The sequence below is a fragment of the Arthrobacter sp. E1SS-5 genome, assembly GCF_057073715.1.
In genome coordinates, this window is record NZ_CP172703.1 from 1,998,652 (window position 1) to 2,023,858 (window position 25,207).

Genomic DNA, 25,207 nt, shown 5'->3' on the forward strand with positions numbered 1-25,207 from the left:
CCATGGATATGAAGAAATTGAAGACCACTAAGGCCACGGCCCTGGTCGCCGCCGGCCTGATCGCGCTCACGGGATGTACCTCCGCCTCCGAGGCAGGCGGCACCAGCCAGCCTTCCGGCGCGGCAACTTTCGACCCGGCGAGTGTGTCGAAGGACGATGCCCTGGCAGCGCTGGTGCCGGACAAAATCAAGAGCAAGGGAACCTTGGTGGTCGGGTCGGATACCACCTACGCCCCGGCGGAATTCCTTGCGGCCTCCGACGGCCAGACAGCGGTGGGCTACGACATCGACATCGCGAAAGCCATCGGTGCAACCCTGGGCCTGAAGGTGGAGGTACAGACCTCGGGGTTCGATGGCATACTTCCCGCCCTCGGCCCGAAATTCGATCTTGGCGTCTCGTCCTTCTTCATCACCAAGGAACGCAGCAAGGCGGCGAACTTCGTCAGCTACTTCCAGGCCGGCACCCAGTGGGCGACCCAAAAAGGCAACCCAAAGAACGTCAACCTTGACGATCTGTGCGGAAAGCCTGTGAGCGTCCAGACAGGCACCTTCCAGGAAGACCCGGATATTTCCGGCCGCAGCGCCAAGTGCGTGGCGGCAGGAAAGCCCCCTATCGAAGTCGTGTCATTGAAGAACCAAACCGACGTCGCCACCCGCCTCGTTACCGGTGGCGTGGAGTCAATGGCAGCAGGGTCGATCACGACGGCGTACGCCATCGCCCAATCTGACGGCAAGCTGCAGACGCTGGGAGACGTATACGGTGCCTCCCCGGTGGGTATCGCCGTTGCCAAGGATGACCTGCCGCTGGCAGACGCTGTCGCCCAGGCGATGAACAAGCTCATTAAGGACGGCTCATACAAGAAGATCCTCGACGCCTGGGGCACTGGTACCGGATCCATCGACAAGGCGGAAGTCAATCCCCAGGTCAACAAATAGATCGCGAGGGTAGGGGAGGCTGGCGCTGTCAGGCGCCGGCCTCGTCTTCGCCGGACCAGACAGGAGAATCCTAGAAGGGAAAGCCCGGGCGTGAGGCACTGTGAGGCCCTGAGGGGGCTGCTCAGGATCGAGTGCGTCCCTCGCCGCGATGTGCTCGGCGATCCGCTTGATCGTGGCGAGCGTTTTCGGGATGCCGTCCAGCGCCTGCTGCGTTCGCTCGGTGATCTCAGTGGATGCTCTGTCGCCGAACTTTTCCTCGAACATTGCGATCCCGGCTGGCAGAAAGTGCCACGACTCGGTCAGCGTCGTCCCGGTTTCTGCCGGCGTCAAGGTAAAGCCCCAGCGGACGTAGCTGCCACCCACTACCCAGGCGAATTCCCGGCCGCGCTCGGCAGCGACCACCTGCGATCGGGTTTCCCAGGTGCGGTGCGGGAGCTCATTGCGCCCAGTGAACCAGGCCCCGACCTGTCCTGCAGTGGCCTCGTCGTCCCACCAGCACGAAGTGCAGACCGGGCTCCACTCGCCCGTGCGGCTGATGTCGGAGACCAGGTCGTACAGCGTCGTGGCCGAAGCCTGCACTGTGACGGACTCCTGGTGATGGCGGGTGCTTGCCGTATTCATGAATCCATCCTTACAGGCGCCTATTTTTTCTGCCGCCGGCTGCCGCCGTGCCAGTCCTCTTGCTTACCGACCATACCGGGCGTGTATCCGAGGGCAGGAAGCTGTGGCTGTTCGCGCAGACTGCGTTTCAGTTCGGAGAATCCCGGGAAGCGGGCGAGGCCCACCACATGGTCCCACAGCTCGGCGGCCGCGTCCTGGTCCGGCAGTCGGCTGATCACCGGCCCGAAGAAGGCTACCCCGGCGGGTGGCTCAAAGTGAATGATGGGCGTTCCCACATCCTTGCCGGTCAACGCCAGTGCTTCATCCGTCTCCTGACGGATTTCGCGGTCCCACGACTCGTCGTCGAGAGCTTCCGCCAGTGCCAGGGGTAAGCCAGCCTCGGCAAGGATTGGCTCGACGAATCCGCGTGTCCCACGCCGCTCCCGGACTTCAGCCTCGCTGTGCCGGTCCCCTGGGGCTGGGGCAGTTTCGAAGATGTGTTTGCCGAACGCGGCATAGAGCCCTGAGATCGACCCGCGACCATGCTCCGCGCGGGCCCGGGCGGCCACCCGCAGGAGCCGGAGCCCGGCCATGTGTCCGGCTTCGTACTCAGGCGGGAAATGTGCGTCGTAGTCGACGTTGGAGTTGACCAGACGCAACGAGATAAACCGCCAGTCCACGGTATAGTCGCGCTGCGCCTGCACCTGCCGCACCCACTTGCTCGTCATCCAGGCGAACGGGCAGACCGGGTCGAAGTAGAAATTCACATCGGCATCCATACTCCACCCTTACATCGGGCAGTAACTCCCGCCTAATTAAGGGAAAATCCGGTTCGGATGCCATTGGCGTCCCCCTAGCGCGCGAAGGTGCACCAACTCCGGGGCTGCTCACTGCTGGGCATCGAGGCCCTGTCGGTCCAGTGAGAGGTAGACCGTGCGGCCTTCGATGCGGGCGATCGCATCAGCGGCGGCGTAGTAGTTCTCGGCCCAATAGTGCGGAGCCTCAACCTTGAAGTACCCCTGACGGAAGAGTTTGAGGGCCATCTCCGGCGGTACTTTCGGCTCGACCCCTACGATCGAGCCGACCCCGAGACTGATCAGCCCGTGGATCGAGGCCACCCGCTCCTCGAAGGCTGCCGCCTTCGGATCGGGGGCCCGAATGAACTCCACCCGTCCCAGGTCCTCGCCCTGGGCATCGATGACCGACATGCCAACCTGGACCTGCTCGAGCAGACTCACCGTCGCCTCCTTCAAGGACGCAGCATGGACAGTGGTAGGGCGGTATAAAGACTAGGTCCCCTCCCGTGCCCGGGCTAGGGGCTTAGTGCCCCTCTACCACCACATGATCCTGCTTCTCAAGGGAGGGGAAAGGCCAAGGGGATTCCGCCCTTACGGCTGGAAGGAATAGAAGGAGCTCTTCCTGCCTTGTACCCAGTGAGGCTGCCGGCCGCTGGCCGCCTCGCTCGAAAGGACCCTCTTGCCCGTAGCATTCATTCCCTTCACCATGTGCGCCTCCGTGCGCGACGACCACCGGCGCACCTTCCGCACCGACATCGAACGCCTGACTGACGGACACCTTCGGTCAACGCCACTGGACGTGCTCCGCTCGACGAATACCCAGGCCGTATTCCGCGGGGCCGTCCCGAAGGGCCCGCACACAGCCACCGACGCGACCCTTACCCAGTACTTCCAGGACCGTCTCGCCAGCGAGAACATCCACCTTGACCTCAACGTCACCATCGAGCGGTAAGTTGATCTGCGTAGCCCCGGACCACTGTGTGAAGTGGTCCGGGGCTTTTGTTTTACAGGCCGCCGGTAAACGTGAACGAAGCAGGGAGTGGATTCGGGGCTGTGCCGTGGAACAGCACAATTTCGTCGTGGGCTTTCAGGACGACGTCGGTGATTTTCCCGTCCTGCTTGGTGCCGTTGACCGCCACGTTCCACCCGTCGGTACTCGAGTGCGGCGTGCCAGAGGTCTTGTCGGTGCCGTCCAGGACACCCCATTCGGTGAGGAACTGCCCGAGGGTGTAGGTGGCGCCGGCGTTGGGTGCCTCGACGTGGATGACACCGGTTTCATCGTGGCTGTGGAGCGCGGAAATGCCGTTGGGCTGGCCGGCCGTGTTGAAGCTGAAGCCGATGTCGGCCGGGACGGTCACGGGGTTGCCGTCGGTAAAAACGTCGAGGTGCGCGTGGAAGTGTTCGGCAGCGCCTTCGGCGGTGAGTACCTGCAGTCCGGCGGTTTTGATTCGGTCCGCGGCACCCTTGGGATTCAGTCCCCACCCCACGGGGGTGGAGGTGGGGGCGGACGTGGACGTGGGCGCGGATGCCGGAGCGCTGGTGGAGGGGGCCGTGGGCGCCGTGCTTGAGGGGGCGCAGGCTGATGCGGTCAGGACAACGCCGGCCAGCGCGGCCATTAGGGTGATGCGGTTTTGCAACGGACACTGCTTTCGGTCAGAGTAACAGGCACCTCGGGCATGCCTATGGACAGCCTAATAGCCGGTTCCACCTGTCACGGACAGTTTTACGCAGCGGCCGCCCGGTAGCCAGGCGGGAACGCCGGCACCCCTCCCCGCGGTGGCAGGAAGGGGTGCTGTGCTGGCAGGTTCCTAGTAGGTGATGCCGGTGCCGGCGGGACCCCAGCGGATGACGCCGTTCTGGAAATTCTGTGCCACGTTGCCATTGGGCCCTGTCGGGTATTCGCCGCTGGTCGGAAAACCAAGCGGCCCGGTTGGCCCGCCGGCGCCCCGGTACAGGCTGCTGATGCCGCCGAAGACGAAGTAGCCGCCTGAGTTGGGCAGCCAGGTGATGAAGCCGCCCTGGTAGGTCTGGTAGACGCCGCCGTTGGCGGGGATCTCGCCTGATGACGGGTACCCGAGGACGCCGTTCTCAAAGCCGGTGGCCGCCCAGATGGTGCGGACTCCGCCGACTGAAATCTGTGTACCGGTGACGGGGGAGTACAGCAGGGCGCCACGCTGGAAGTTCTGGTAGTAGCCGCCGTCCCTGATGGCGGTCTTGGCGCTGGTTGCCACGCCAAGGTAGGAGCTGTTTTCCCGGTACCGGGCCAGCATCTCACCAGCGATAACCCGTGCACCGGTGGCGGCGCTGTAGGTGATCACGCCGTTCTGGTAGTTCTGGGCGCTCCCGCCGTAGACCGCGTAGATCTCGGAAGTGGGGTAGCCGAGCGCGCCGGCTTCAAAACCGGTCGCGGCCCAGGCGTTTCGGATGGCACCGGTGGAGATGTGGGCCCCCGTGGCGGGGGACCACAGGACGGCTCCGCCCTGGTAGTTCTGGTAGACGCCGCCGTCCCTGATGCCGCCGACTTCGTCTGTGACCGGATATCCCAGGACGCCGTTTTCGAATCCGTAGCTGGCCCACAGGTTCCGGATGGCGCCTGTCGAAACATGGGCTCCGGTGGCCGGGGAGTAGATCAGGGCGCCGTACTGGTAGTTGCGGTACGAGCCACCGTCCTTGAGGCCATAGACCTCGGGGGACACCGGCAGGCCCAGGGCACCGTTGATGGCTGCGGCTTTGACCGCCAGTGGGGTCTGCGTTGTCGGGGTAGGTGACGGTGCCGTGGGCGCCGTTGTGGTGGGGTAGGCCGCCATGTTGGAGACCATCAGGTGCCAGCCGGCGTAGGGTCCGCTGGTGGGGACGACGTAGCCGATGCCGGCGTCCGTGCCGCGCGGATCGAGCATAGCGGCCTTGTGGCCAGGGGAATTCATCCACCAGTCGACGAGTTGGGCAGGGCTGAAGTTGAACCCGATGTTTTCGCGGTACCAGGTGGCGCCGGCCGGGATCTCGTTTCCGCCGGCGTCCGTGCGGTGGATGGTGGCGAAGTCGAAGTTGGGGTCCATCGTGGCGACGCCCAGCTGCTTGGCCCAGTCCTGGGAGACGTCGGCGATCTTCTGGTTCCAGACGAAGGGCCGCGAACCGACCTTCACGCGTTCGGCGTTGATGAGGTCGAAAGTCTGCTTGGTGAACGAGTCGGAAATGGTTGTTGCCGGGACCACGGCGGGGGCCGGCGCAGCGATGGAAGCGGTGGCGGCAGTGAGGCCGCAGGGCACGGTGAGCAGCAGTCCGAGGGTCAGCGCGGACATGCGTGAAGAAGAGAATTTCATGGATACCTTGATTGGGGCCGGGGGGTAATACCGGGAGACGGAACAAGTCTGCCCCGGCCCTATCGCGGGAAACGCCGATTTGTGGTGATGCTGCGGAAAGTCTTGGCAAACACTGCGGAAGCCCAGTTGCCGTGGGTCCGTTCAGGCGCTCAGATCAGCGAAACTCTATTCGACCCCCAGGACGGTGCCCTAAGGGAGTGGTTCCATCCGGTGGCAGCGGCGGGCTCAGCCATCACCGGAGACCGCCGAACAGCAGCAACAGGACAGCCGCGATGCACATGACCGCGATCACCGAAAGTGCCACCCACAGAAGCTTTTTCATGCAGCCCAACCTACTTCAGTGTGAGGGTGCCGCCGTCAGTGCAGCGGCTTGGGCCAACACCCGCGGGCTGGAAACTTCGTCGCTGCAATCCCAAAAAGGAGCGGACGTCGGCGGGCGCCCACCCGCCGTCGTCCGCTTCCTGTCTTCAGTGCCCACCTCCGCAATATGCGCCCCGCGGAAGTTCTTGCGAATATGCAATAGTTGCGAAAAAATAAAAACATAAGTTCCCCGGGGGAGAACGCCAGTGCACGGCAGGGGGTATTGCCCGACGACGCCGGCTCCACGGGAGAGCTACAGGCGTACTGGGGCGCGGTCTGATGAGCCATATCGCGAAGGAGCATTTCCTATGGCACGGAACGTAACGGCAGCAGCGGCAGTTGGTAATACCCGATGGAAGCGGTTGATCCCCGTCGCCATCATCGTCTACATCATTTCGTTCATGGACCGGACCAACATCGGGTTCGCCCTGAACGGGCTCCATCAGGACCTGGGCATTGACGCCGCCCAGCAGGGCCTGGCCGCAGGCATCTTCTTCATCGGCTACCTCGTCCTGCAGATACCAGGCGGGCATCTTGCCGAACATTGGAGTGCGAAGAAGTTCGTGGGCATCATGGTGCTCATCTGGGGCGTGCTGGCTGTCCTTTCCGGGTTCATCCAGAATTTCACCCAACTGCTAGTGGTGCGCTTTTTCCTTGGCGTGGCCGAGGCCGGGATCTGGCCCGCGATCCTTGTACTGATCAGCCACTGGTTCCCCGCCGCTGAACGGGCACGGGCTTATGCGTTCTGGATGATGAACATCGCGATCGCGTCCATCATTACGGCGCCCCTCTCCGGGTGGATCCTCTCTTTCTCGGACTGGCGTTGGCTGTTCATCATCGAGGGCATTTTCCCGTTCATCATTGCGGCCCCCCTGTGGTGGGCCCTCATCGCGGACTACCCGCGCGAAGCAAAGTGGTGCTCGGTCCAGGAGCGTGAATACATCGAGAAGGGACTCGCTGCTGACGCAGCGGCCCATCCACAGCAGGAGAAGCTCGGCCTGCGGCAGGTTGTCTCAAACTCGGTCGTGTGGCGACTGACCCTGGTGTATTTCCTCATCCAGATCGGCTTCTATGGCATCAACATCTGGCTTCCCCATGTCATCAAGACGATTACTTCCGGGTCCTCCCTCGAAGTGGGCCTGATTACGGCGATTCCATACGTGTTGGCAATGTTCGGCCTCTGGTACAACGCCAAAGCAGCCGACCGTTCGGGCCGCTACTCCACGCACGTGCTGCTGTCCATGGCAGTGGGAGCTGTCGCGTTGGTGGTTTCAGTCGCGACCGGCGACAACATGCCGATCCTTGCCGTCACCCTCATCAGCATCGCCGTCGCAGGTGCGCTGGCCTATGACGGTCCCTTCTGGGCTTCGGCATCCCGTGCGATGCCGGTGGCCGTTGCCGGTGCCGCCATGGGATTGATCAATGCGGTAGGCAACCTCGGTGGATTCGTCGGACCCTACGTGGGTGGTTTCCTGCAGGATGTGACGCATGGCAGCTTCCTGGCCACCTCCATCTTCCTGGCGTGTTGCCTGCTGGCAGCGGGCCTGGTGATGCTGACACTGCGCCGCGGCGGTGACCGGCCGGTGGCCGCCGGCCGGTCCCGGGAGGGACAACCCGAAAAGGCCAAGGCAGAATCACGCAGGAGGAATACCCTCTGAAGTTGCACGAGGTACATCGTTGGGCCGGCCTGCCTTGCAGCCCGGCCCCGATGATGCCCCACTGCTTATGAGGCGATCACTCTGCCTGCTCCCCGAAAGCGTCCACTTCCCCGCCTAATCCTGGTGATGGTCTTCCGGGCTGTGCAGGGGAGTATTGCTGTGCCGTGAGCGCCCGTGCTGCAGTTGCAGGGCGCAGTGGATGAGGGGGAAGTGGCTGAAGGCCTGGGGCGTGTTGCCTAGTTGCCGGTGGTTCTTGGGGTCCCATTCTTCGCTGAGCAGGCCAACGTCGTTGCGGAGGCTGAGGAGGCGCTCAAAGAGTTCCTCGGCCTCGCGGCGCCGGTTGATCCCGAGCAGGGCGTCGACCAGCCAGAACGAGCAGGCGAGGAACACCCCTTCCGTCCCGGGCAGGCCATCGTTGCTCGCCTGTGGGCGGTAGCGGAGGACAAAGCCGTCTTCGGTGAGGTGGTGCTGGATAGCTTCCACGGTGCCGACCACCCGGGGATGGTCGTGGGGCAGGAAGCCCACGCGGGGGATCAAAAGGAGGCTCGCGTCCAACTCCTTGCTTCCATAGGACTGGACAAAGGTATTGCGCTCGCTGTCGAAGCCGTTGGTCATGACGTCCTTATGGATGGTGTCGCGCAGCGCCGACCAGCGCCCTTCCGGGCCTGGCAGCCCGGAGTGGCGGATGCCCTTGACCATGCGGTCCGCCGCCACCCAGCACATGACTTTCGAATGCGTGTTGTGGCGGCGGGGACCCCGCATTTCCCAGAGCCCGTTGTCGGGTTTGTCCCAGTTTCCTTCGAGGTATTCCATGAGGGCCACCTGGATGTCCCAGGAATCATCGGCAGTGTCCGGAAAGGCCGCGCGGGTCAGGGAGAGCCCGTCCAGGACCTCACCCCATACATCGAGCTGCAGTTGGGGAGCGGCGGCGTTTCCAATCCTGACCGGTTTGGAACCTTCGAACCCTGCAAGCCACGGCAGTTCCGTTTCCGGGAGGCGGCGGGTGCCGTCGATGCCGTACATGATCTGTAGATCGGCGGGGTCGCCGGCGACGGCGCGCAGCAGCCATTCCCGCCACGCCGCCGCCTCGTCGGTGTAGCCGCCGGCAAGCAGTGACTGCAGGGTCAAGGTGGCATCACGAAGCCAGCAGAACCGGTAATCCCAGTTCCTGGATCCGCCCGGGTCTTCCGGCAGGGAAGTGGTGGGGGCTGCGACGATGCCACCCGTCGGGGAGTAGATGAGCCCCTTGAGGGTGATCAACGAACGTTCAACCGCATCCTTGTACTTTCCTTCCATCCTGCTGCGGCCGATCCAGTTCCGCCAGAAGTTCTCCGTTGTTTCCAGCGCCTTATCCGCATCGGTGTCCAGCGGTGCCGGCTTGCTGCTGGGAACCCACCGGAGTACGAAGGGCACCTTTTCACCGACCCGCACCGTGAAATCACTGATGGTGCGCATGTCCTGGCCCTTGAGCGGGGCTGGGGTAGTGAGGTAGGCGGCGTCCGGGCCTGCGATGGCGGTCAGGCGTTGATTGCTGCGCCTCACCCACGGCACGATATGGCCGTAATCGAAGCGCAGGCAAAGTTCCCCGTACATCTGCACGCTGCCGCGAAGGCCTTCGACAATACGGACTACGTCGGCGCCGTCGTCACGGATAGGCATGAAGTCTGTGATCCTGACGCTTCCATCGGACGTTTCCCACTCGGTTTCGAGGACGAGCGTGCCGGGGCGATACCGCCTGCGTGTGCACTTTCCTGCCCCCGCAGGTGCAAGCAGCCAGCGCCCGGCCGCGGGGGTGTCCAGCAAGGCGGCGAAGCAGGCCGGGGAGTCAAAGTTCGGCAGGCACATCCAGTCGATAGACCCGCTGTTGTTGATCAAAGCAGCCGTGTGCAGGTCCCCCAGGAGCGCGTAATCGCTGATATCAGACATGGCTGGCCTTTCTGCTTTTTACCTTTTTGGCCTCAGCGGACCCGGTATTCGTCAGCTTCAACGGTGCGCAGCGTCAGCCCGCTGCCGGGTCTGTCGCCAAGCTGCAGGGACCCGCCGTCGGGGTCGAGGGTTCCGTCAAAGAAGAGGTTTTCGATGCGGACGTGGTCGTGGAACCATTCGAGGTGGCGGAAGTTGGGGGTGGCGGCGGCGACGGCGGTGCTCAGGTGGGGTGCGCAGTGGCCGGAGATTTCCAGGCCGTGGGCTGCGGCGACGGCCGCGATACGGAGCCATTCGGTGATCCCGCCGCACCGGCTGACGTCCGCTTGGAGGCAGTCGATGGCGTCGGCGGCGCACAGGCGCTGGAAGTAGGGGAGGCCGGTCCCGTATTCGCCGGCCGCCACGTCAGCGTCGACGGCATCCCGCACCACCCGGAGCCCGGCAAGATGGTCACTGGAGACGGGCTCCTCGAACCACGTTACGTTCTCAGCAGCAATAGCACGCATGACGCGGATCGCCTGCTTGGCGGTGTAGGCGCCATTGGCGTCGACAAACAGTTCCACGCCAGGGCCGACGGCGGCACGCGCCTGGCGGATGCGCTCCAGGTCCCGGGGTACGTTGGTTCCATTGTCCTGGCCGATCTTAATCTTCACCCGTGGAATGTGCTGTCCCTGGGCCCAGCCCTCCAGTTGGCTCCGAAGCTGATCTTCCGAATAGGTGGTGAACCCCCCGCTGCCGTAGACCGCCACATCGTTCCTGACCGCGCCGAGGAGTTTGTGCAGCGGCAGGTCCAGGAGGCGGGCCTTGAGGTCCCAGAGGGCGCAGTCGACGGCGGACACGGCGTAGGACGCCAGTCCGGTGCTGCCGGGGTTGCGCACCGCCCGGGCCATTGCCGCCGCAGCGGCCGGCACGTCCAGGGCGTCAATGCCGTGGACAGCGGGACTGAGCAGCCCTTCCACCAGGCCCGCTGTGGCGGCCGGCGCGTACGTCCATCCCATGCCCGTGGTCCCGCCCGCCGCGGCCTGGACCAGCACCATGGTGGTGGAGTCCCAGCTGAAGGTGCCGTCCGCTTCGGGCGCGTCAGTGGGCACCCTGTAGGCCGCCGCCTGGACGGAGGTGACGGGGGCCTCGGCTGGGGGCACGGGTCAGCCCTCCTTGTGCGGCAGGAATTCCTGGATCTTGGTCTTGACGCCTTCCTTCACCACGCCCCAGGCGCTGTCATCGCCCTTGACCATGGCTTCGGCTGTCTTCCGTGCCTGTTCCAGGGTGGCGTGCGGTGGAATGGGCGGAATATCGGGGTCGGTGCGGACGTCCAAAAGCGTGGGCCTGTCAGCGGCGAGGGCCTTCTCCCAGGCCGGGCCGACGTCGTCGGGATTGTCCACGTGGATGCCCTGCAGTCCCAGGCTTTCGGCGAACCCGGCGTAGTCCACGTCCGGGAGTGCCTGGGATTCGCGGAAGGCGGGCACTCCGCCCATGGCCCGCATTTCCCAGGTGACCTGGTTGAGGTCGTTGTTGTGCAGGACGGCCACCACCAGGCGGGGGTCGTCCCATTCGTGCCAGTAGTGCTTGATGGTGATCAGCTCGGCGAGTCCGTTCATTTGCATGGCACCGTCACCGGCGAAGGCGATGGCCGGGCGGCCGGGGTGGGCGAATTTGGCGCCGATGGCGTATGGAACACCGGGGCCCATGGTGGCCAGGTTGCCTGACAGTGAGCCGCGGACCTCTCCCCGGAACTTCAGCTGCCGGGCGTACCAGTTGGCTGACGACCCGGAGTCGGCGCTGAGCATGGCATTGGCCGGCAGCCGGGTGGAGAGCTCCGCGAACAGCAGCATGGGGTTGACCGGATCGGCGCTGACCATGGCCTCATCATGCATGGTTTCCCACCAGCGGCTGATGGATGACTCCAGGCCTTCCTGCCAGGACCGGTCCTGCTTGCGCTCAAGGTGCGGGATGAGGGCACGCAGGGCGGTGCCGGCGTCGGCCACGATGTTGAATTCGTTGGTGTACCTCAGCCCAATCATTTTCGGGTCCACGTCGATTTGCACGCCTCGGGCCTGGCCGGGCTCCGGCAGGAACTGGGTGTAGGGGAAGCTGGAGCCGACCGTGAGCAGGGTGTCGCAGTCGCGCATCATCTCGTAGCTGGGGCGGGTGCCCAGCAGGCCGATCGATCCCGTGACGAAGGGCAGGTCGTCGGGCAGCGAGTCCTTGCCCAGCAGGGCCTTGGCCACGCCGGCACCCAGGAGTTCGGCGACTTCACGGACCTCGGCGGCCGCTCCGCGGGCACCCTGTCCGATCAGGATGGCTACCTTGGAGCCCTCATTCAGGAGTTGCGCGGCGCCCCTGATCGACTCACTGTCCGGCTGGATGTCCGGCCAGCGGATTCCGACGCTGGAAGGCACCATCTTGAATTCGTGCGTGGGGGCGGCGTATTCGAGTTCCTGGACGTCCGCTGGGATGATCACGGCCGTGGGTGCCTGCTGCGCCTCTGCAATCCGGATGGCACGGTCGATGACGTTGGGCAGTTGCTGCGGAACGGTGACCATTTGGACGTAGTCCGAGGCGACGTCCTTGAACAGGGTCAGCAGGTCCACCTCCTGCTGGTAGGACCCGCCCATGGCGCTGCGTGCGGTCTGTCCCACGATGGCCACTACTGGAACATGGTCCAGCTTGGCGTCGTACAGCCCGTTGAGGAGGTGGATGGCGCCGGGACCGGAGGTGGCCATGCAGATGGCGGCGCGGTCACTGAACTTGGCGTAGCCCACAGCTTCGAACGCGGCCATCTCCTCGTGCCGGGCCTGGATGAATTTCGGCTGGTTGCCCGCCTTGCCGAAGGCGGCCAGGATGCCGTTGATGCCGTCTCCGGGGAAACCGAAGACCTTGTCCACGCCCCACTCGCCCAGGCGGGAGAGCAGGTAGTCAGCCACTGTAGTTGCCATGATCAGTCTTCCTTCGTGCTCATCGGAACGCCCCTGCGGGCGTCTTGGACCAGGACGCCGGCCGCGCGGGCCGCCAGCGCCATGATGGTCAGGGCCGGGTTCGCGCTGCCCTGGGTGGGCAGGACACTGCCGTCGGTGACCAGCAGGTTGGGTACTGCGAAACTGCGCAGGTTCCGGTCCACCACGCCTTCCTGCTCGCTGGCGGCCATCCGCGCGCCGCCCACCAGGTGCGCGTAGCGGTTGATGGTGATGACTTCCTCCGCTCCGGCCGCGGTCAGGATCCGCTCCATGACCTGCTGCGCTGCGGACATCAGCTGCCGGTCGTTGTCACACTGGCTGTAGCTGAAGCGGGCCACGGGGATGCCGTGGCGGTCCGTTTCGTCCGCCAGCGTCACACGGTTCCCTTCCAGCGGGAGGAACTCGCAGAGCGCGCCCAGGCAGGCCCAATGCGGGTAGTCGCTCATGTACCGGCGGAGCGCCGCGCCCCAGTGCCCCTGCGCTGCAACATGCTCCGCCCACGTGATGGGGAGCGGGGAGACACACTGGATGGAGAAGCCGCGTTTGTAGGGCTTTGACGGGTCTGTTTCGTAGAAGTCCTCGGTGCTGACTTCCGGGGGAGGGGCCTTCCACATCCGCACTTCGGCCTGGAACCGCCCGGCCGTCTGGGGTGCGCCCTGCACCATCAGGTAACGGCCCACCTGGTCGAAGTCGTTGCACATCCCGTCCGGGAAGCGCGGTGATGTGGAGTTCAGCAGCAGGCGGGGCGTTTCGATCGAATAGCCTGCCACGGCCACCAGGCGGGCGCGCTGGAACCTTTGAATGCCGCCCTGGACGTATTCGACGCCGGATGCCAGGCCGGTGCGTTCGTCCAGGCAGATTCTGGTGGCCATGGAGTCGGGCCGGATCTCGGCGCCGTGCGCCAGGGCGTCGGGGACGTGGGTGATCAGCGGTGAGGCCTTGGCGTTGACTTTGCAGCCCTGCAGGCAAAAGCCGCGGTAGATGCAGTGCGGACGGTTGCCGAACCGGCCATTGGCAATGGCCACCGGCCCCACCTTTGCCGTAACTCCGCAAGCGTTGGCGCCCCTCAGGAAGAGCTCCCCGTTGCCGGAGACCGGGTGCGGCCGGTGGGGGTAGGTGTGGGGATCACCCCACGGCCAGTGTTCGCCGGAAACGGGAAGCTCTGCCTCGATGTCCTCATAAAAGGGCCGGAGTTCGCCGTACTCCAGCGGCCAGTCCGCCCCCACTCCGTCCGCGCTAAGCGTGTGGAAATCGCTGGGATGGAAACGCGGGGTGTAGCCGGCGAAATGGACCATCGAACCGCCCACGCCCCGGCCGGAATTATTGGAGCCCAGAGGCACCGGGTCTGTTCCGGCGATCACCCGCGGTTCGGTCCAGTACAGGTGGTGCGAGCCGGCCTCATCGCTGACCCAGTCCTGCTCGGGCTCCCAGAACGGCCCCGCGTCCAGGCCCACGGCCCGCCAGCCGGCCCGCGCGAGACGCTGGAGCAACGTAGCGCCACCGGCGCCGCAGCCCACAATGACGATGTCCACCTCGTCGTCGTCGCCGTACCGGCGCATGTTTTCCCTCAGCCCCAGGTTGCTGCCGGGGCCCTTTGGCAGCAGCCAGGCGGATTCGTTGCGTTCCCGCAGGCTGCTCATGTGTCAGCCCCATGCGTGGGATCCGCTTCAGGCCGGACATCGCGCACCTCGAACGGTTCCAGCCGGTCCACGCCCAGGTTCTTGTAGCCACGGGGGTAGGCCGGGCCGGCGAAGCCGATCTCATCCCAGGCCAGGGGATGGGAGTAGAAAGCGGTGCAGGCATACCGCGTCCACAGGCTCCAGACACGGTCCGCCGGCAACCCGTGCCAGAGATCGCGGTCCAGGTCGCAGATGTCCTGCAGCAGCTTCGCTTGACCGTCCAGACTGAGCAGGGCGAAGGTGCAGTCCATCCGGGACCGGGCCTCCTGGTCGAGTGCGGCCAGGGAGGCCCGCCAGGCCTCGCCGTCCCGGGGCATGTTGTCGTAGTGCCAGCCGTCGGTTTCCTCCTCGGCCAGGCGCGCGTCCACCATGTTCACCACCGGCACCCGCGGTTCCGCGTGCTGGTCCAGCAGCTGATCAAAAAGGGCGCCCGCTGCGGCTTCCTCCGCGGGGGTGAAGAAGCGCACGTCGGGAGGCAGTGCCATCCTGGACTGTACGACGGCGGCCGTCACCGGGTCCCAGTGCCGCGCCTGGGCGAGGGCGCTGAAGCCCGGGTAGCGCCCGCCGCCGTCGTCCCTCTGCAGGGGGAGCCCTGTCACGGTTCCCTCCTCAGGACCGAGGCCAGCAGGCCCATGCCGCCCACCATGGTGACCAGCAGAGGTGCGAACAGTGGCGGGCCCATCTCCAGGTTGTAACGCAGGTTGGACAGGCCTCCCGGTTTTTGCCGGATGCCCTGCAGATGCAGCCACGTGCCCTGCAGCCCGTTGGCGACGATGGCTGCGCTGGCCAGCGGCAGCGCCGTCTTGGCCATGCGCCGGCTGAAGACCCCTGCCACCCCCGCGGCCGCCCCCAAAGGGCCAAGGGCAACGGGAGCCCACATCCACTTGTTGCCGAAACTCGCCTTGTCATGCTCAAGGAAGATCTCCGCGGCGGTGACCAAGGCCCCCGCCGCCGTCAGCGCTGAAAGGGACCGCTCAAACCGGCCCGTCTGGACATTCCTGATGAGCCGGTCAATCCCATGGACCGTTGCCGCTACAGGATCTTCTGCGTGTTGTGTTCTCACGATTCTCCTAACCTGGACTGGATGTCCCTACCGGCCCTGTGGAACCTTCAAACTTTGCGGGAAAGCAACTATCAGAGGAAACTGGTGCCCATGGATGCAGCTGATGGACCTGAATCAGTCCAGGAACCTTCGAGTCGGGAAGTTGAAGCGGTGATGCGTGCGGCCGATACTCTCTTACGGGTGGTGGCCCGATCTGTTGCCGAGGTGGAGGATGTGGTGAATACCCCCCAGCTGCGGGTCCTGGTCCTGATCCACACCCGCGGGCCGCAAAATCTCGGCGGTGTCGCAGCCGAACTGGGTGTGCATGCCTCCAACGCCACACGCATCTGCGACCGATTGGTGGCTGCCGGCTTACTGGAGCGGCGGGAGGACCCGGCGGACAGGCGGTACGTCCGGCTCGAGCTGACGGCGAAAGGATTTGCGCTGGTGGGTTCCGTGCTGGACCACCGGCGGCAGGCGATTGGAGAGGTCATTTCGAGGATGCCGTCGGGTCGCCGTCCGGCGCTTGCTGCTGCGCTGGAAGCTTTTGCGGCCGCCGCCGGGGGCGAGGGCACCTCCGACGGCCGCTTTACATTGGGAGCCCGGCACGTGAAGTGACCGGATTCTTTTGCAGCAGAAGCCATGTTTTCATTGAACTCCGATACTTGCGCTTTCGCAATGGTTGACGATGCGCTCGTGTGGCTTTACCTTGCGGTCTTTTCCTAGAGCGGTCTGATGCCCCACTGGCCGGTATGGGATTGCCCGGGCTCAAGGGTGATAAGGCCCTCGCCGGAGTTGAAGGCGTCAGGTGCGCACGTCATGGGTTCGACGCCCAGTCCGCTGCGCCGGCGGTCCGGCTGGGGGAGGGTGTCGCCGGTGAAGATTTCCAGGTACGGATAGGTCTCGTCCACCCACAGCTCAACTCCTCCGGACTGGTCCGGACGCAGGAGCTTCACCCGCGCCCGGCCGTCCCCATCGCGGACCAAGTCGGTGTAGGCAACATCGATGTGCCGCCCTCCCAGTTGCTGGGTCTCCTTGAGGTCGTACCCGGTGCCGTCCACGCGTTCATGTCCGGTGGGGATGCCGCGCTCATCCACGGGCAGGAAGGTACGCCCGGGTACTTGGAGCAGGGCGGCGTTAATGGCGCCGGGGCGGCCCACGCCGGTGCTGAGGTATGGATGGGCCCCGGTGCCGAAGGGGCATGGCCCGGGGCTGCGGTTTTCCGCCGTGGTGCGGACGGTCAAGCCGTCCTGGCCGAGCTGATAATCCAGGCGGCAGTGGAGCACCCAGGGCCAGCCTTGGCAGGCGTGCAGCGTATAGGAGAAGGAAATCGAGTCGGCAGTGTGGTCCTGGACGGTCCAGTTCCGCCATCGCGTCAGCCCGTGGATTGCGCCTCCCTTGTCCGGTTCGCTCAGGTCCAGCTGGAGGTGCCTGCCTTCCCAGTTGTAGCCGCCACCCTTGATCCGGTTGGGCCAGGGGATCAGCGACTGTCCACGCGCTCCCGTGCACATGTCCTCCTGCCCGTACCCGTCCAGCAGGTCCCGGCCGTCCTGGCGGTATACGCGCAACGCAGCGCCGACTTCGGTCAGGGTGGCGCTCTGGCGATCGAAGGCAATGACGTATTGCTGGCCTGATGGAAACTGGTGCCCGCTGTCCGCTCCCTGAGGGCCGTCCTGATGGTTCATGACTGTTCGTTCCCTTCGCCGGCTCCTGCCGCGAGGTCCAGGACCACCTTGACGTCGTCGGGCTGGTGTTTGAAGGCGTCCGCGAAGTTTTCCAATATCACCCGGCGGCTGATGAGGCGGCGCAGCCAGTCAGGGTCTGCCTTCGCCAGGGCCTCGGCGCCGGCGTCGTAATGGCGGCGGTTCGCGTTGACGCTGCCAAAAACCACGCCGTTCATCAACACTTCCTCACGGTTGAGCGCGCCCACGTCCACCCCGGTCTGTTTGCCTGTTCCGGAAACGCCTGTCAGGCAGGTGATGGCGTCCTGCGCCCGGCATCTAAGTGCGTCCAGGACCACGGGGGTGACGCCGGTGCACTCAACCAGGATGTTGGGTTTGATGCCGGAATCCGGCAGGGGTTCGCCGTGGTAAGTGGCCCCCAGGTCGCGAACAAGCTGCGGCTTGGGGCCGTCGGTGACGATGTCAAAGACGTGTACGTCCAGGCCTTGCTGGACTCCCAGCAGCGCTGCAAGCAGCCCAACGGGGCCGGCGCCGGTCACGACGGCGGTGTGGGGGTCGAAAAATGCCCGCTGCCCGATCCGGTTGATCTGCTCCCAGGCCTTGGCCACGATCGTGGTGGGTTCCAGCAGGACGCCCACATCCTGCAGGCTGGAGTCCAGTTTCACCACCGCGTCGGAGTCTGCCCGCCAGCGCTCCCGGGCGAAACCGTCCAGGCCCTTGATCCCGTGCTCGGTGTACTTGCCATTGAGGCACATGTCCCATTCCCCGGCGGCGCACGCCTTGCATGGCTCGGGGTCCGGCCGGCGGACAATTCCCACCACCAGGTCGCCTTTGGCCAAGCCGGAGTCCGGGGGAGCTTCGAGGACCCGGCCAAGGTTTTCGTGGCCCAGCACCAGATAATCCTGCCCCGGGGGCGCTTCCCCGTAGTCTGCGGCGATGATCTCACTGTCGGTTCCGCACAGGCCCACGGCCAATGCCTCCACCAGTACCTGGCCCTCGCCGGTCCGGGGGTCTGGAACCTCCCGGAGGTGCAGTGAGTCCTTTTCTCCAGGTGTAACGGCCAACGCGCGCATCATGCCTCCCTTTAGCCACGGATACCCCCTGGCCAGTGTCCCGCGTTATTTGCGCCAGCGCAACGGTATGTGTGGGTGGGGACAACCAGTAGTCACGCTTGCCCCATCCTGTCCGCCTGGTTGTCCTGTGAGGACAATGCGTGGGTGTACCCGGAGACAAAAGGCCCGGACGCTGTAGTCTCCTGGGATGGCATCGTGGCACCGGAACCGGCTCAGTGCCGAACAGGGCGGCTTTGTAGAAACCCTCTTTCCAGGCGTTCGTCTGCTGCGTGACCTTTCGTGGAATGTTGTGGACACCGTCGTCCTGGAAGTGGAGCACCGTGGGCGCAGGTATGTGGTCAAGGCTGCCGGACCCGCCAACCACCACATCGGGCGTGAAATAGACGCACACGGCTCCTTCGCCGCCACCTTGGCTTCCAAGAACAGGGCGCCCAGCCTGGTGAAGGCAAACCGAATGCTGAACCTGTTGGTGACGGAGTACCTGGACGGTTCCCTGGTGGAAGGAGGCGCGGCCGAATATGCCCTAGACACCTACCTGCAGGCTGGCCAGCTCCTCCGTGGGTTCCACGCTCAAGCGGTACATGTCGACCCGCAGTACGAGGAGGCAGCCACCACCAAGGCGATGGCGTGGTTGGACAAGCCCCACCACATCGAAGAAACTGCCGCAGAAAGAGCGCGAAGCATCCTAGCTGCCTACCGGCCCGAGCCGGTCACGGCCGTCCCAACCCACGGGGACTGGCAACCACGCAACTGGCTGATGAGCGGAACCGAGCTCAGGATCATCGACTTTGGCCGGTTCGGGTTCAGGCCGTCCATCAGCGATTTCTGCCGCTTGGCCGCACAGCAGTGGCGGTCGGGCCCCGAGCTGGAGGATGCCTTTTTCGAGGGCTACGGTTCGGACCCACGAGAAAGCAGACTTTGGAACATAACCATGCTCCGCGAAGCTGTCTCCACCGCAGCCTGGGCGTTTCAGATCGGTGACCATGAGTTTGAGGAACAAGGCCACCGGATGCTCCGGGATGCCCTCGCTCACTACTGACCGGACGCCGCTTCGGGCGGGTTTTGGCGCTTCAGCTCAACATCGTCAACAAGTCGGCAAGGCTGCGAAGCGAGCCGTTTCGTCCAGTACCTTTCCTGTCGAGGTGCACTTGATCTTCCTGATCTTCGATACTTGTTGATCCTGGTTGCCGTTGGTGACGACGGCGGCCCGCAGACCAACGGCACACAGGGCCCGCAACGTTGGTGCCGAATCCTGAAACGCGACCCATGCCTGCTCATAGTTCCGCAGGTAGGTAGCGAAAATTCCGTCTAGCTGCGTGTCGGTTGCGGGAGGAACCGTCCCGATTAAAGGGAGGAACTGGCGGAGCCGCTCGCGGCGCTGTTCCTGGAATGAGATCTCCTTTGCCAGGAACCGGGCGTAGTTGCGCTGCTCGATTTCAAACCAGGAACGTGCCAGCTCCCGACTGGGCTTTCGGTTAAGGTGCCGTAGGAAGCCCTGCAAGCCTGCACGGGCAGACGTGTGATGGTCGAACAAGGTGTTGTCCAGATCGAAGAGGATGGCCCGAATGCGCACCCGCCAACCCTAGCCGAACAGCTTGATGACCGGCGGCAGGGGCGCAGCAGCCGGGCCACTCACCTTCATCAGCCGTCCCGCAGACATCGCCAGGGTGACCATGAGTGTCTGCGCCCATTTCAGCAGCAACATTTTCTAGACTCGCTGCGTGCGCGATGAAGAAGTGCTCCATGCTTACGGTGCCCGGGCTGCAGAGTACGAGAGCCTGTTTGGCTCCGTAGAGGACATGGACGAGCTGGACCGCCGTCGTATCGAACGGTGGGCCACGGGACTTGGAGGGACTGGACTTAACGGACCAGTGCTCGACGCCGGCTGCGGCCCCGGGCACTGGACCCGTTTTCTGCTGGGGAAGGGACTGGACGCCGCCGGTGTTGATCTCGTCCCCGAATTCATCCGGAGTGCCCGCAGCCGCTTTCCGGACGTGCCCTTCCGGGTGGCGTCGCTTCGTGCCCTCGACCTGCCCGACGGCCACCATGCCGGCGTCCTGGCCTGGTATTCCCTTATTCATTTCGCACCCACAGAACTGCCCTCTGTCATCGTGGAGCTTCGGCGTGTCCTGCAACCACGGGGGCGCCTGCTTGTGGGCTTCTTCGAGGGCGAGTCCGGCGAGCCCTTCGACCACGCGGTTACCACGGCGTACTACTGGTCTGTAGACGGAATGGGTGCAATGCTGCGGGACGCCGGCTTCGAGGTCCGGGACGTGGAAAGCCGGCACGACCCCGGCCGGCGGCCGCACGCCGCCATAGCCGCGATCGCTCCGAGCGGGAAGACGAGCTGACGCCGACGCGGCGTTGCCGGGCGGACGTGCCGCTGGAGATCCACGCCACGGGCTTGGAAGTCACGGGCATCCAAGCCCCTGGGGCGCGAATTCATAATGCGGGCGCGGGAACGGACCCTGACTCCACCAAGCTCCTGTAGTCCTGCGCCAGGCCGTGCAATTGTTGGTCCGTCAGGTCACGAACTCCATGCAGGATGAACGGGCTGAGCCACTGCATGCCCAGCCGGCGGGCTGTCGCCTGCAGGGGAATGAGAATGTCGCTGTAGTCCCAGCCATGGAAGCCGCCTGGAGAGTATGCCTCCGTGGTGCCCCCTGTGCTGGTGGCAACCCTTAGCGTTTTGCCCGCAAGCGCCCCCGGGCCACCTGTGCCGTAGGCCCAGCCGCGGACAAGCACCTCATCGAGCCAGGTCTTGAGAATTGCAGGCGGGGAGTACCAGTGCGTTGGGTATTGCAGAACAATGTTCTCCACCGCTTCCACCGATGCCCTTTCGGCCGCGACGTCGATCCGGCCATCCGGATACAGGCGCCGCAAGTCACGCACGGCAACATCGGGCGCCCCTTCCAAGGCGGCAGCGAGGGCACGATTCACCCGCGATTGGCTGATATCAGGATGGTCGAGAAGGACCAGGGTTTGGGTTTTTTCATATGTCATTGTGGTGTTCCTTTTGGCGGGTGGGTGGCGGGGTGTGGGACCGGACTGCTGCCCGGGCCGACGACTTGGCTGCGTCGACTACTGAGCGCGACTGGGTCAGCCTGCCGGTGGCCAGGGCCCCGTCGATCAGCAGGCCAAGATGGCCGGCAAGGTGTTCCGGGTCGGCGGCGTTCGCCTCCCGGCTTAGCTCGAGGAGCCACTCGTGGCGGCGCTTGACATGGAGCAGCGTGGCTTGTCTGGCCGCCGAGTCCAAGGCTGCCTCCACGCCGGCACTGACGAAGGGGCAACCGAAGAATCCGTGCCGGTCGAACGCTGCGGACAGCGCGTCAAAAAGTGCCACGAGCCGGTCCCGGGGCTGGGCTGCCTGTTGGGCCGCGGACTGCAACTGTTCAAGCCAGGTGACATCCGTGCGGGCCAGATAAGCGGCCACGAGGTCATCCTTAGTCCGGAAGTGGGTGTACAGGGTCGACTTGGAGACCCCGGATGCGGCGACCACCTCGTCCACACCCACACCTCGGATGCCGGACTCATAAAACAGTCCCGCTGCTGCCTCCAGGATCCTGTCCACCGATCGGGTGCGGCGCTTTGTCACCATGCCCTCCTTATTCGAACCGATCTGTTCGTATAAGGAAAAGGGCACGTGCTGCATTCCCGGCCGGCTTCCTTTGATCCCTTGAATGGAACTTCTCGTGGAATGCTTCGGGGGAGACACGCCCGACCTTGTCCTGTTACTCCGGCCGTGGTCCGGGGTAAGCTCCAGAAATGGCACCGCGAAGTTTTCTTCAATGGCCGGTCGTCCGTCAGCTGAGCACGGGCGACCTGCTGGGTCGTGGCCCAGCAGTCACATCGGCCAAGACCAAGGCAATAGCTCCCCGCACGGCCACTGCTGACCGTGTGGTGCAGAGCGTGTGCCCCTACTGCGCTGTCGGCTGCGGACAGCGCGTTTACGTAAAGGACGAGAAGGTAGTCCAGATCGAGGGCGATCCGGACTCACCCATTTCACGCGGCCGGCTGTGCCCCAAAGGTTCTGCCAGCGAGCAGCTGGTCAACTCACCGGGCCGGCAGACCAAGGTGCTCTACCGTGCGCCGCGTTCCACCGAGTGGGAACACCTGGACCTTGAAAAGGCCATCGATATGGTGGCTGACCGCTTCATCGAGTCCCGCCGCAGGACCTGGCAGCAGGAAGACGACCAAGGCCGGCTGCTGCGCCGCACCATGGGCATCGCGTCGCTGGGCGGCGCAACCCTGGACAACGAAGAGAACTACCTCATCAAGAAGCTCTTCACGGCTGCAGGGGCGGTGCAGACCGAGAACCAGGCCCGCATATGACACTCCGCCACGGTTCCCAGTTTGGGAGCCTCGTTTGGACGCGGTGGTGCAACGCAATCACTGCAGGACATGGCCAACGCCGACTGCATCGTCATCCAGGGTTCCAACATGGCCGAGTGCCACCCTGTGGGCTATCAGTGGGTGGCGGAGGCGAAGGCGCGCGGAGCGAAGGTTATCCACGTCGATCCCCGCTTCACGCGCACCTCGGCGGTCTCGGATAAGCACATCCCCATTCGGGCCGGCTCTGATGTCGTGCTTCTTGGCGCGCTCATTAACTACGTCATCAGCAATGATCTCTGGTTCAAGGAGTACGTCAGCGCGTACACGAACGCTGCCACCTTGGTGCATGACGATTACCGCGATGCCGAGGATTTGGGCGGCCTGTTCTCCGGCTTCGATCCGGAGAAGGGTGCCTACGACACCTCGTCATGGGCATACGCCGAACGTGAGGACGGCGCCATCGACGAGCCCGGGCCCGGGTCCGAACACGGAGCCAATGGGACGGCGCGCGCTACGGGCCATTCGTATGGCAGCGGTGGTCCGCCCTTGGAGCACGCCGAAGTCCAGCGTGACGATACCCTCCAGGACCCCCGCACCGTTTTCCAGATCGTGAAGCGGCACTACGCCCGTTACACGGCGGAGATGGTGCAGGACATGTGTGGCATCAGCGTGGACGACTTCGAGTACCTGGCGCGCACCATCACGGAGAACTCCGGGCGCGACAGGACCACCTGTTTCGCTTATGCCGTCGGCTGGACCCAGCATTCGCTGGGCACGCAGTTCATCCGCGGCGCGGCCATCCTTCAGCTTCTGCTTGGAAACGTGGGACGCCCGGGCAGCGGAATCATGGCCCTGCGCGGACATGCCAGCATCCAGGGTTCCACCGACATCCCGACGCTGTTCAACCTGCTGCCTGGGTACCTTCCAATGCCCAGCGCGGGCCGCCACGACAGCCTCGAAGAGTATCTGTCCGTTATTGGGTCGAAGCAGCAAAAAGGCTACTGGGCCAACGCCGATGCCTACACCATCAACCTTCTGAAGGCATGGTGGGGCGAGGCCGCCACCGCGGACAACGACTGGGCATACGACTACCTTCCGAGGCTGACCGGAGCCCACGGCACATACGAAACCGTGATGGGCATGCTCGAGGACGAGGTGGAAGGCTACTTTATCCTCGGACAGAACCCCGCGGTCGGTTCGGCCCATGGCCGGATGCAGCGGCTGGGCATGTCGCACCTGAAGTGGCTTGTGGTTCGGGATTTGAACCTCATCGAATCCGCTACCTGGTGGAAAGACGGTCCGGAGATCGAATCGGGAGAGCTGCGCACCGAAGACATCGAGACCGAGGTGTTCTTCATGCCGGCGGCAACCCACGTGGAGAAAGCCGGATCCTTCACGCAGACCCAAAGGCTGCTGCAGTGGCGCCACCAGGCGGTTGCACCGCCAGGGGACTGCCAAAGCGAACTGCAGTTCTTCTTCGAACTGGGCAAGCGGATCCGGGAGAAGCTGGCCGGTTCCCAAGACGAGCGCGACCGTCCGCTGCTCGACCTGACATGGGACTATCCCACGGATGAACACGGTGATCCCGATGCTGAGTCGGTCCTCGCCGAGATCAACGGCCGTCACCTGACGGGTCCGGACGCCGGGAAGCCCCTGTCCTCCTATACGGAGATGCAGGCTGACGGATCGACGTCTGGCGGCTGCTGGATCTACACCGGCGTTTACGCTGACGGGTTCAACCATGCCGCGAACCGCAAGCCGGGCCAGGAACAGGGGCCGGCGGCGTCGGAATGGGGCTGGGCCTGGCCGGCCAACCGCCGGATTCTCTACAACCGCGCCTCGGCCGATCCCGACGGTAAGCCGTGGAGCGAGCGGAAGAAATACATCTGGTGGGACCAGGAACAGGGCAAATGGGTTGGAGACGACGTGCCCGACTTCCCGGTTGACCGCGTTCCGGGCAGCCACCCCGACCCCTCGGTCGGTGGTCCGGCCGCCCTCAGCGGTGATGATCCCTTCATCATGCAGGCTGACGGCAAGGGCTGGCTGTTTGCGCCGAAGGGCCTTATGGACGGACCGCTGCCCACGCACTACGAGGCACAGGAATCACCGGTGGCCAATGCGCTGTATCCGCAGCAGCAGAACCCGGCACGGCTGGTGTTTCCGCGCAAGGACAACCTGAGTGCGCCCAGCGCGGGGATCAATGGCTCCGACGTCTACCCGTACGTCTTCACCACGTACCGGCTGACCGAGCACCACACGGCGGGCGGCATGAGCCGCTGGCTTCCGTACCTGTCCGAGCTGCAACCGGAGATGTTCTGCGAGGTCTCCCCTCAACTGGCTGCAGAGCGGGGTCTGGAACCTTACGGCTGGGCCACGATCATTTCGGCGCGCTCCGCCATCGAGGCCAAGGTGTTGGTCACTGACCGAATGGCACCGCTCAAGGTGGGGGGCCACACTGTGCATCAGATTGGGCTGCCCTACCACTGGGGCGTCGGCAGCAATGCCGTCATCAGCGGCGACGCCGCCAACGATCTGCTGGGCGTGACGCTGGATCCCAATGTCCAGATCCAGGAATCGAAGGTGGCATCCTGCGACATCCGGCCCGGCCGTCGGCCCCGCGGGGAGGAACTGCTTGCCTTGGTTGCTGAGTATCAGCAACGGGCCGGCGTGACCACCGAGACCGGCAACCGCGCCGTTACCGATCCCGCGGCGGAAGGCATCCAACCCCGCCCGGATGAAAAGGGCAGCGCCGAGGGTGGGGAGCACTGATGAGCCTGCTCCCCACCGCTTCAGCCGAAACACACATTGCCCCGCCCGGAGCGCCGCCTGCCGGCGGCGTTCCGGACACCAAC

At 64.7% G+C, this 25,207-nt stretch carries 24 protein-coding genes; 7 read left to right on the forward strand and 17 right to left on the reverse strand.

What is annotated here, in order from left to right; genetic code table 11:
• The first annotated feature begins 2 nt into the window (after positions 1-2).
• A complete protein-coding gene (locus ACIGJD_RS09245; protein ID WP_483689252.1) occupies positions 3-935 on the forward strand; it encodes an ABC transporter substrate-binding protein in 933 nt (310 codons plus the stop codon).
• Here ACIGJD_RS09245 and ACIGJD_RS09250 read toward each other — a convergent pair.
• From ACIGJD_RS09250 to ACIGJD_RS09260, 3 genes are all read right to left on the reverse strand, one after another.
• Positions 852-1,556 (reverse strand): SRPBCC family protein, encoded by a 705-nt coding sequence (locus ACIGJD_RS09250; RefSeq protein WP_483689253.1) that lies wholly within the window; start codon positions 1,554-1,556, stop codon positions 852-854. The genes ACIGJD_RS09245 and ACIGJD_RS09250 overlap by 84 nt on opposite strands.
• Positions 1,557-1,576: 20 nt before the next feature.
• Positions 1,577-2,314 (reverse strand): mycothiol-dependent nitroreductase Rv2466c family protein, encoded by a 738-nt coding sequence (locus ACIGJD_RS09255; protein ID WP_483689254.1) that lies wholly within the window; start codon positions 2,312-2,314, stop codon positions 1,577-1,579.
• Between the two features lie 108 nt (positions 2,315-2,422).
• Positions 2,423-2,773: a hypothetical protein gene (locus ACIGJD_RS09260; protein WP_483689255.1), complete on the reverse strand. Its 351-nt coding sequence runs from the start codon at positions 2,771-2,773 to the stop codon at positions 2,423-2,425.
• A 238-nt stretch (positions 2,774-3,011) separates the two neighbouring features.
• Between ACIGJD_RS09260 and ACIGJD_RS09265 the strand changes: the two genes are divergently transcribed.
• Positions 3,012-3,284: a hypothetical protein gene (locus tag ACIGJD_RS09265; RefSeq protein WP_483689256.1), complete on the forward strand. Its 273-nt coding sequence runs from the start codon at positions 3,012-3,014 to the stop codon at positions 3,282-3,284.
• A 52-nt stretch (positions 3,285-3,336) separates the two neighbouring features.
• On the opposite strand, the gene ACIGJD_RS09270 is transcribed toward ACIGJD_RS09265, so the two are convergent.
• Positions 3,337-3,969, reverse strand: coding sequence for a hypothetical protein (locus ACIGJD_RS09270; protein WP_483689257.1), 633 nt, complete (start codon positions 3,967-3,969; stop codon positions 3,337-3,339).
• A 171-nt stretch (positions 3,970-4,140) separates the two neighbouring features.
• A complete protein-coding gene (locus ACIGJD_RS09275; RefSeq protein WP_483689258.1) occupies positions 4,141-5,652 on the reverse strand; it encodes a CAP domain-containing protein in 1,512 nt (503 codons plus the stop codon).
• A 668-nt stretch (positions 5,653-6,320) separates the two neighbouring features.
• Between ACIGJD_RS09275 and ACIGJD_RS09280 the strand changes: the two genes are divergently transcribed.
• A complete protein-coding gene (locus ACIGJD_RS09280) occupies positions 6,321-7,670 on the forward strand; it encodes an MFS transporter (protein WP_483689259.1) in 1,350 nt (449 codons plus the stop codon).
• A gap of 114 nt (positions 7,671-7,784) precedes the next feature.
• Here the strand turns inward: ACIGJD_RS09280 and ACIGJD_RS09285 are convergent, their stop codons facing one another.
• Genes ACIGJD_RS09285 through ACIGJD_RS09310 form a run of 6 tightly spaced genes read right to left on the reverse strand, consistent with a single transcriptional unit; the run spans position 7,785 to position 15,289 of the window.
• Complete coding sequence (locus ACIGJD_RS09285) at positions 7,785-9,596, reverse strand: glycoside hydrolase family 15 protein (RefSeq protein WP_483689260.1); 1,812 nt, start codon at positions 9,594-9,596, stop codon at positions 7,785-7,787.
• Between the two features lie 32 nt (positions 9,597-9,628).
• On the reverse strand, positions 9,629-10,735 hold the full coding sequence (locus ACIGJD_RS09290) for an enolase C-terminal domain-like protein (RefSeq protein ID WP_483689261.1): 1,107 nt from the start codon (positions 10,733-10,735) through the stop codon (positions 9,629-9,631).
• Between the two features lie 3 nt (positions 10,736-10,738).
• Entirely contained in the window at positions 10,739-12,529 is a 1,791-nt protein-coding gene (locus tag ACIGJD_RS09295; RefSeq protein WP_483689137.1) for a thiamine pyrophosphate-requiring protein, read from the reverse strand.
• Between the two features lie 2 nt (positions 12,530-12,531).
• Entirely contained in the window at positions 12,532-14,187 is a 1,656-nt protein-coding gene (locus ACIGJD_RS09300; protein WP_483689262.1) for a GMC family oxidoreductase, read from the reverse strand.
• On the reverse strand, positions 14,184-14,825 hold the full coding sequence (locus ACIGJD_RS09305) for a gluconate 2-dehydrogenase subunit 3 family protein (RefSeq protein WP_483689263.1): 642 nt from the start codon (positions 14,823-14,825) through the stop codon (positions 14,184-14,186). Before ACIGJD_RS09305 ends, ACIGJD_RS09300 begins: the two co-directional genes overlap by 4 nt.
• Positions 14,822-15,289 carry a hypothetical protein gene (locus ACIGJD_RS09310; RefSeq protein WP_483689264.1) on the reverse strand — a complete coding sequence of 156 codons (468 nt, stop codon included), beginning with the start codon at positions 15,287-15,289 and terminating at the stop codon, positions 14,822-14,824. Before ACIGJD_RS09310 ends, ACIGJD_RS09305 begins: the two co-directional genes overlap by 4 nt.
• 90 nt (positions 15,290-15,379) lie before the next feature.
• Here ACIGJD_RS09310 and ACIGJD_RS09315 point away from each other — a divergent pair, with 90 nt between their 5' ends.
• Positions 15,380-15,886 carry a MarR family winged helix-turn-helix transcriptional regulator gene (locus ACIGJD_RS09315; protein WP_483689265.1) on the forward strand — a complete coding sequence of 169 codons (507 nt, stop codon included), beginning with the start codon at positions 15,380-15,382 and terminating at the stop codon, positions 15,884-15,886.
• 104 nt (positions 15,887-15,990) lie between these two features.
• Here ACIGJD_RS09315 and ACIGJD_RS09320 read toward each other — a convergent pair whose 3' ends face one another.
• Together ACIGJD_RS09320 and ACIGJD_RS09325 are read right to left on the reverse strand one after the other, a co-directional pair.
• Positions 15,991-16,953, reverse strand: a complete 963-nt coding sequence (locus tag ACIGJD_RS09320; protein WP_483689266.1) for an aldose 1-epimerase family protein — start codon at positions 16,951-16,953, stop codon at positions 15,991-15,993.
• Complete coding sequence (locus tag ACIGJD_RS09325) at positions 16,950-18,026, reverse strand: glucose 1-dehydrogenase (protein WP_483689267.1); 1,077 nt, start codon at positions 18,024-18,026, stop codon at positions 16,950-16,952. The genes ACIGJD_RS09320 and ACIGJD_RS09325 overlap by 4 nt, the downstream gene beginning before the upstream one ends.
• 184 nt (positions 18,027-18,210) lie before the next feature.
• Here ACIGJD_RS09325 and ACIGJD_RS09330 point away from each other — a divergent pair, with 184 nt between their 5' ends.
• Positions 18,211-19,062 (forward strand): phosphotransferase, encoded by an 852-nt coding sequence (locus tag ACIGJD_RS09330; protein WP_483689268.1) that lies wholly within the window; start codon positions 18,211-18,213, stop codon positions 19,060-19,062.
• 45 nt (positions 19,063-19,107) lie between these two features.
• Here the strand turns inward: ACIGJD_RS09330 and ACIGJD_RS09335 are convergent, their stop codons facing one another.
• Together ACIGJD_RS09335 and ACIGJD_RS09340 are read right to left on the reverse strand one after the other, a co-directional pair.
• On the reverse strand, positions 19,108-19,596 hold the full coding sequence (locus tag ACIGJD_RS09335; protein WP_483689269.1) for an HAD family hydrolase: 489 nt from the start codon (positions 19,594-19,596) through the stop codon (positions 19,108-19,110).
• A 9-nt stretch (positions 19,597-19,605) separates the two neighbouring features.
• Positions 19,606-19,728: a hypothetical protein gene (locus ACIGJD_RS09340; protein ID WP_483689270.1), complete on the reverse strand. Its 123-nt coding sequence runs from the start codon at positions 19,726-19,728 to the stop codon at positions 19,606-19,608.
• A gap of 16 nt (positions 19,729-19,744) precedes the next feature.
• Here ACIGJD_RS09340 and ACIGJD_RS09345 point away from each other — a divergent pair, with 16 nt between their 5' ends.
• The gene (locus ACIGJD_RS09345; RefSeq protein ID WP_483689271.1) at positions 19,745-20,374 is read left to right on the forward strand and encodes a class I SAM-dependent methyltransferase; all 630 of its coding nucleotides are present in this window, start codon (positions 19,745-19,747) and stop codon (positions 20,372-20,374) included.
• Positions 20,375-20,465: 91 nt separating this feature from the next.
• Here the strand turns inward: ACIGJD_RS09345 and ACIGJD_RS09350 are convergent, their stop codons facing one another.
• Both ACIGJD_RS09350 and ACIGJD_RS09355 read right to left on the reverse strand, forming a co-directional pair.
• A complete protein-coding gene (locus tag ACIGJD_RS09350; protein WP_483689272.1) occupies positions 20,466-21,026 on the reverse strand; it encodes an NAD(P)H-dependent oxidoreductase in 561 nt (186 codons plus the stop codon).
• Positions 21,016-21,621 carry a TetR/AcrR family transcriptional regulator gene (locus ACIGJD_RS09355; protein WP_483689273.1) on the reverse strand — a complete coding sequence of 202 codons (606 nt, stop codon included), beginning with the start codon at positions 21,619-21,621 and terminating at the stop codon, positions 21,016-21,018. Before ACIGJD_RS09355 ends, ACIGJD_RS09350 begins: the two co-directional genes overlap by 11 nt.
• 167 nt (positions 21,622-21,788) lie before the next feature.
• Between ACIGJD_RS09355 and fdh the strand changes: the two genes are divergently transcribed.
• Entirely contained in the window at positions 21,789-25,124 is a 3,336-nt protein-coding gene (gene fdh / locus ACIGJD_RS09360; protein ID WP_483689274.1) for a formate dehydrogenase, read from the forward strand.
• The last annotated feature ends 83 nt before the right edge of the window (positions 25,125-25,207 follow it).

Coding starts and splice junctions, on each gene's coding strand:
- ACIGJD_RS09245 (WP_483689252.1), top strand. CDS start 3: ATGGATATGAAGAAATTGAAGACCACTAAGGCCACGGCCCTGGTCGCC.
- ACIGJD_RS09250 (WP_483689253.1), bottom strand. CDS start 1,556: ATGAATACGGCAAGCACCCGCCATCACCAGGAGTCCGTCACAGTGCAG.
- ACIGJD_RS09255 (WP_483689254.1), bottom strand. CDS start 2,314: ATGGATGCCGATGTGAATTTCTACTTCGACCCGGTCTGCCCGTTCGCC.
- ACIGJD_RS09275 (WP_483689258.1), bottom strand. CDS start 5,652: ATGAAATTCTCTTCTTCACGCATGTCCGCGCTGACCCTCGGACTGCTG.
- ACIGJD_RS09280 (WP_483689259.1), top strand. CDS start 6,321: ATGGCACGGAACGTAACGGCAGCAGCGGCAGTTGGTAATACCCGATGG.
- ACIGJD_RS09285 (WP_483689260.1), bottom strand. CDS start 9,596: ATGTCTGATATCAGCGATTACGCGCTCCTGGGGGACCTGCACACGGCT.
- ACIGJD_RS09295 (WP_483689137.1), bottom strand. CDS start 12,529: ATGGCAACTACAGTGGCTGACTACCTGCTCTCCCGCCTGGGCGAGTGG.
- ACIGJD_RS09300 (WP_483689262.1), bottom strand. CDS start 14,187: ATGAGCAGCCTGCGGGAACGCAACGAATCCGCCTGGCTGCTGCCAAAG.
- ACIGJD_RS09315 (WP_483689265.1), top strand. CDS start 15,380: ATGGATGCAGCTGATGGACCTGAATCAGTCCAGGAACCTTCGAGTCGG.
- ACIGJD_RS09320 (WP_483689266.1), bottom strand. CDS start 16,953: ATGAACCATCAGGACGGCCCTCAGGGAGCGGACAGCGGGCACCAGTTT.
- ACIGJD_RS09325 (WP_483689267.1), bottom strand. CDS start 18,026: ATGATGCGCGCGTTGGCCGTTACACCTGGAGAAAAGGACTCACTGCAC.
- ACIGJD_RS09330 (WP_483689268.1), top strand. CDS start 18,211: ATGGCATCGTGGCACCGGAACCGGCTCAGTGCCGAACAGGGCGGCTTT.
- ACIGJD_RS09340 (WP_483689270.1), bottom strand. CDS start 19,728: ATGTTGCTGCTGAAATGGGCGCAGACACTCATGGTCACCCTGGCGATG.
- ACIGJD_RS09350 (WP_483689272.1), bottom strand. CDS start 21,026: ATGACATATGAAAAAACCCAAACCCTGGTCCTTCTCGACCATCCTGAT.
- ACIGJD_RS09355 (WP_483689273.1), bottom strand. CDS start 21,621: ATGGTGACAAAGCGCCGCACCCGATCGGTGGACAGGATCCTGGAGGCA.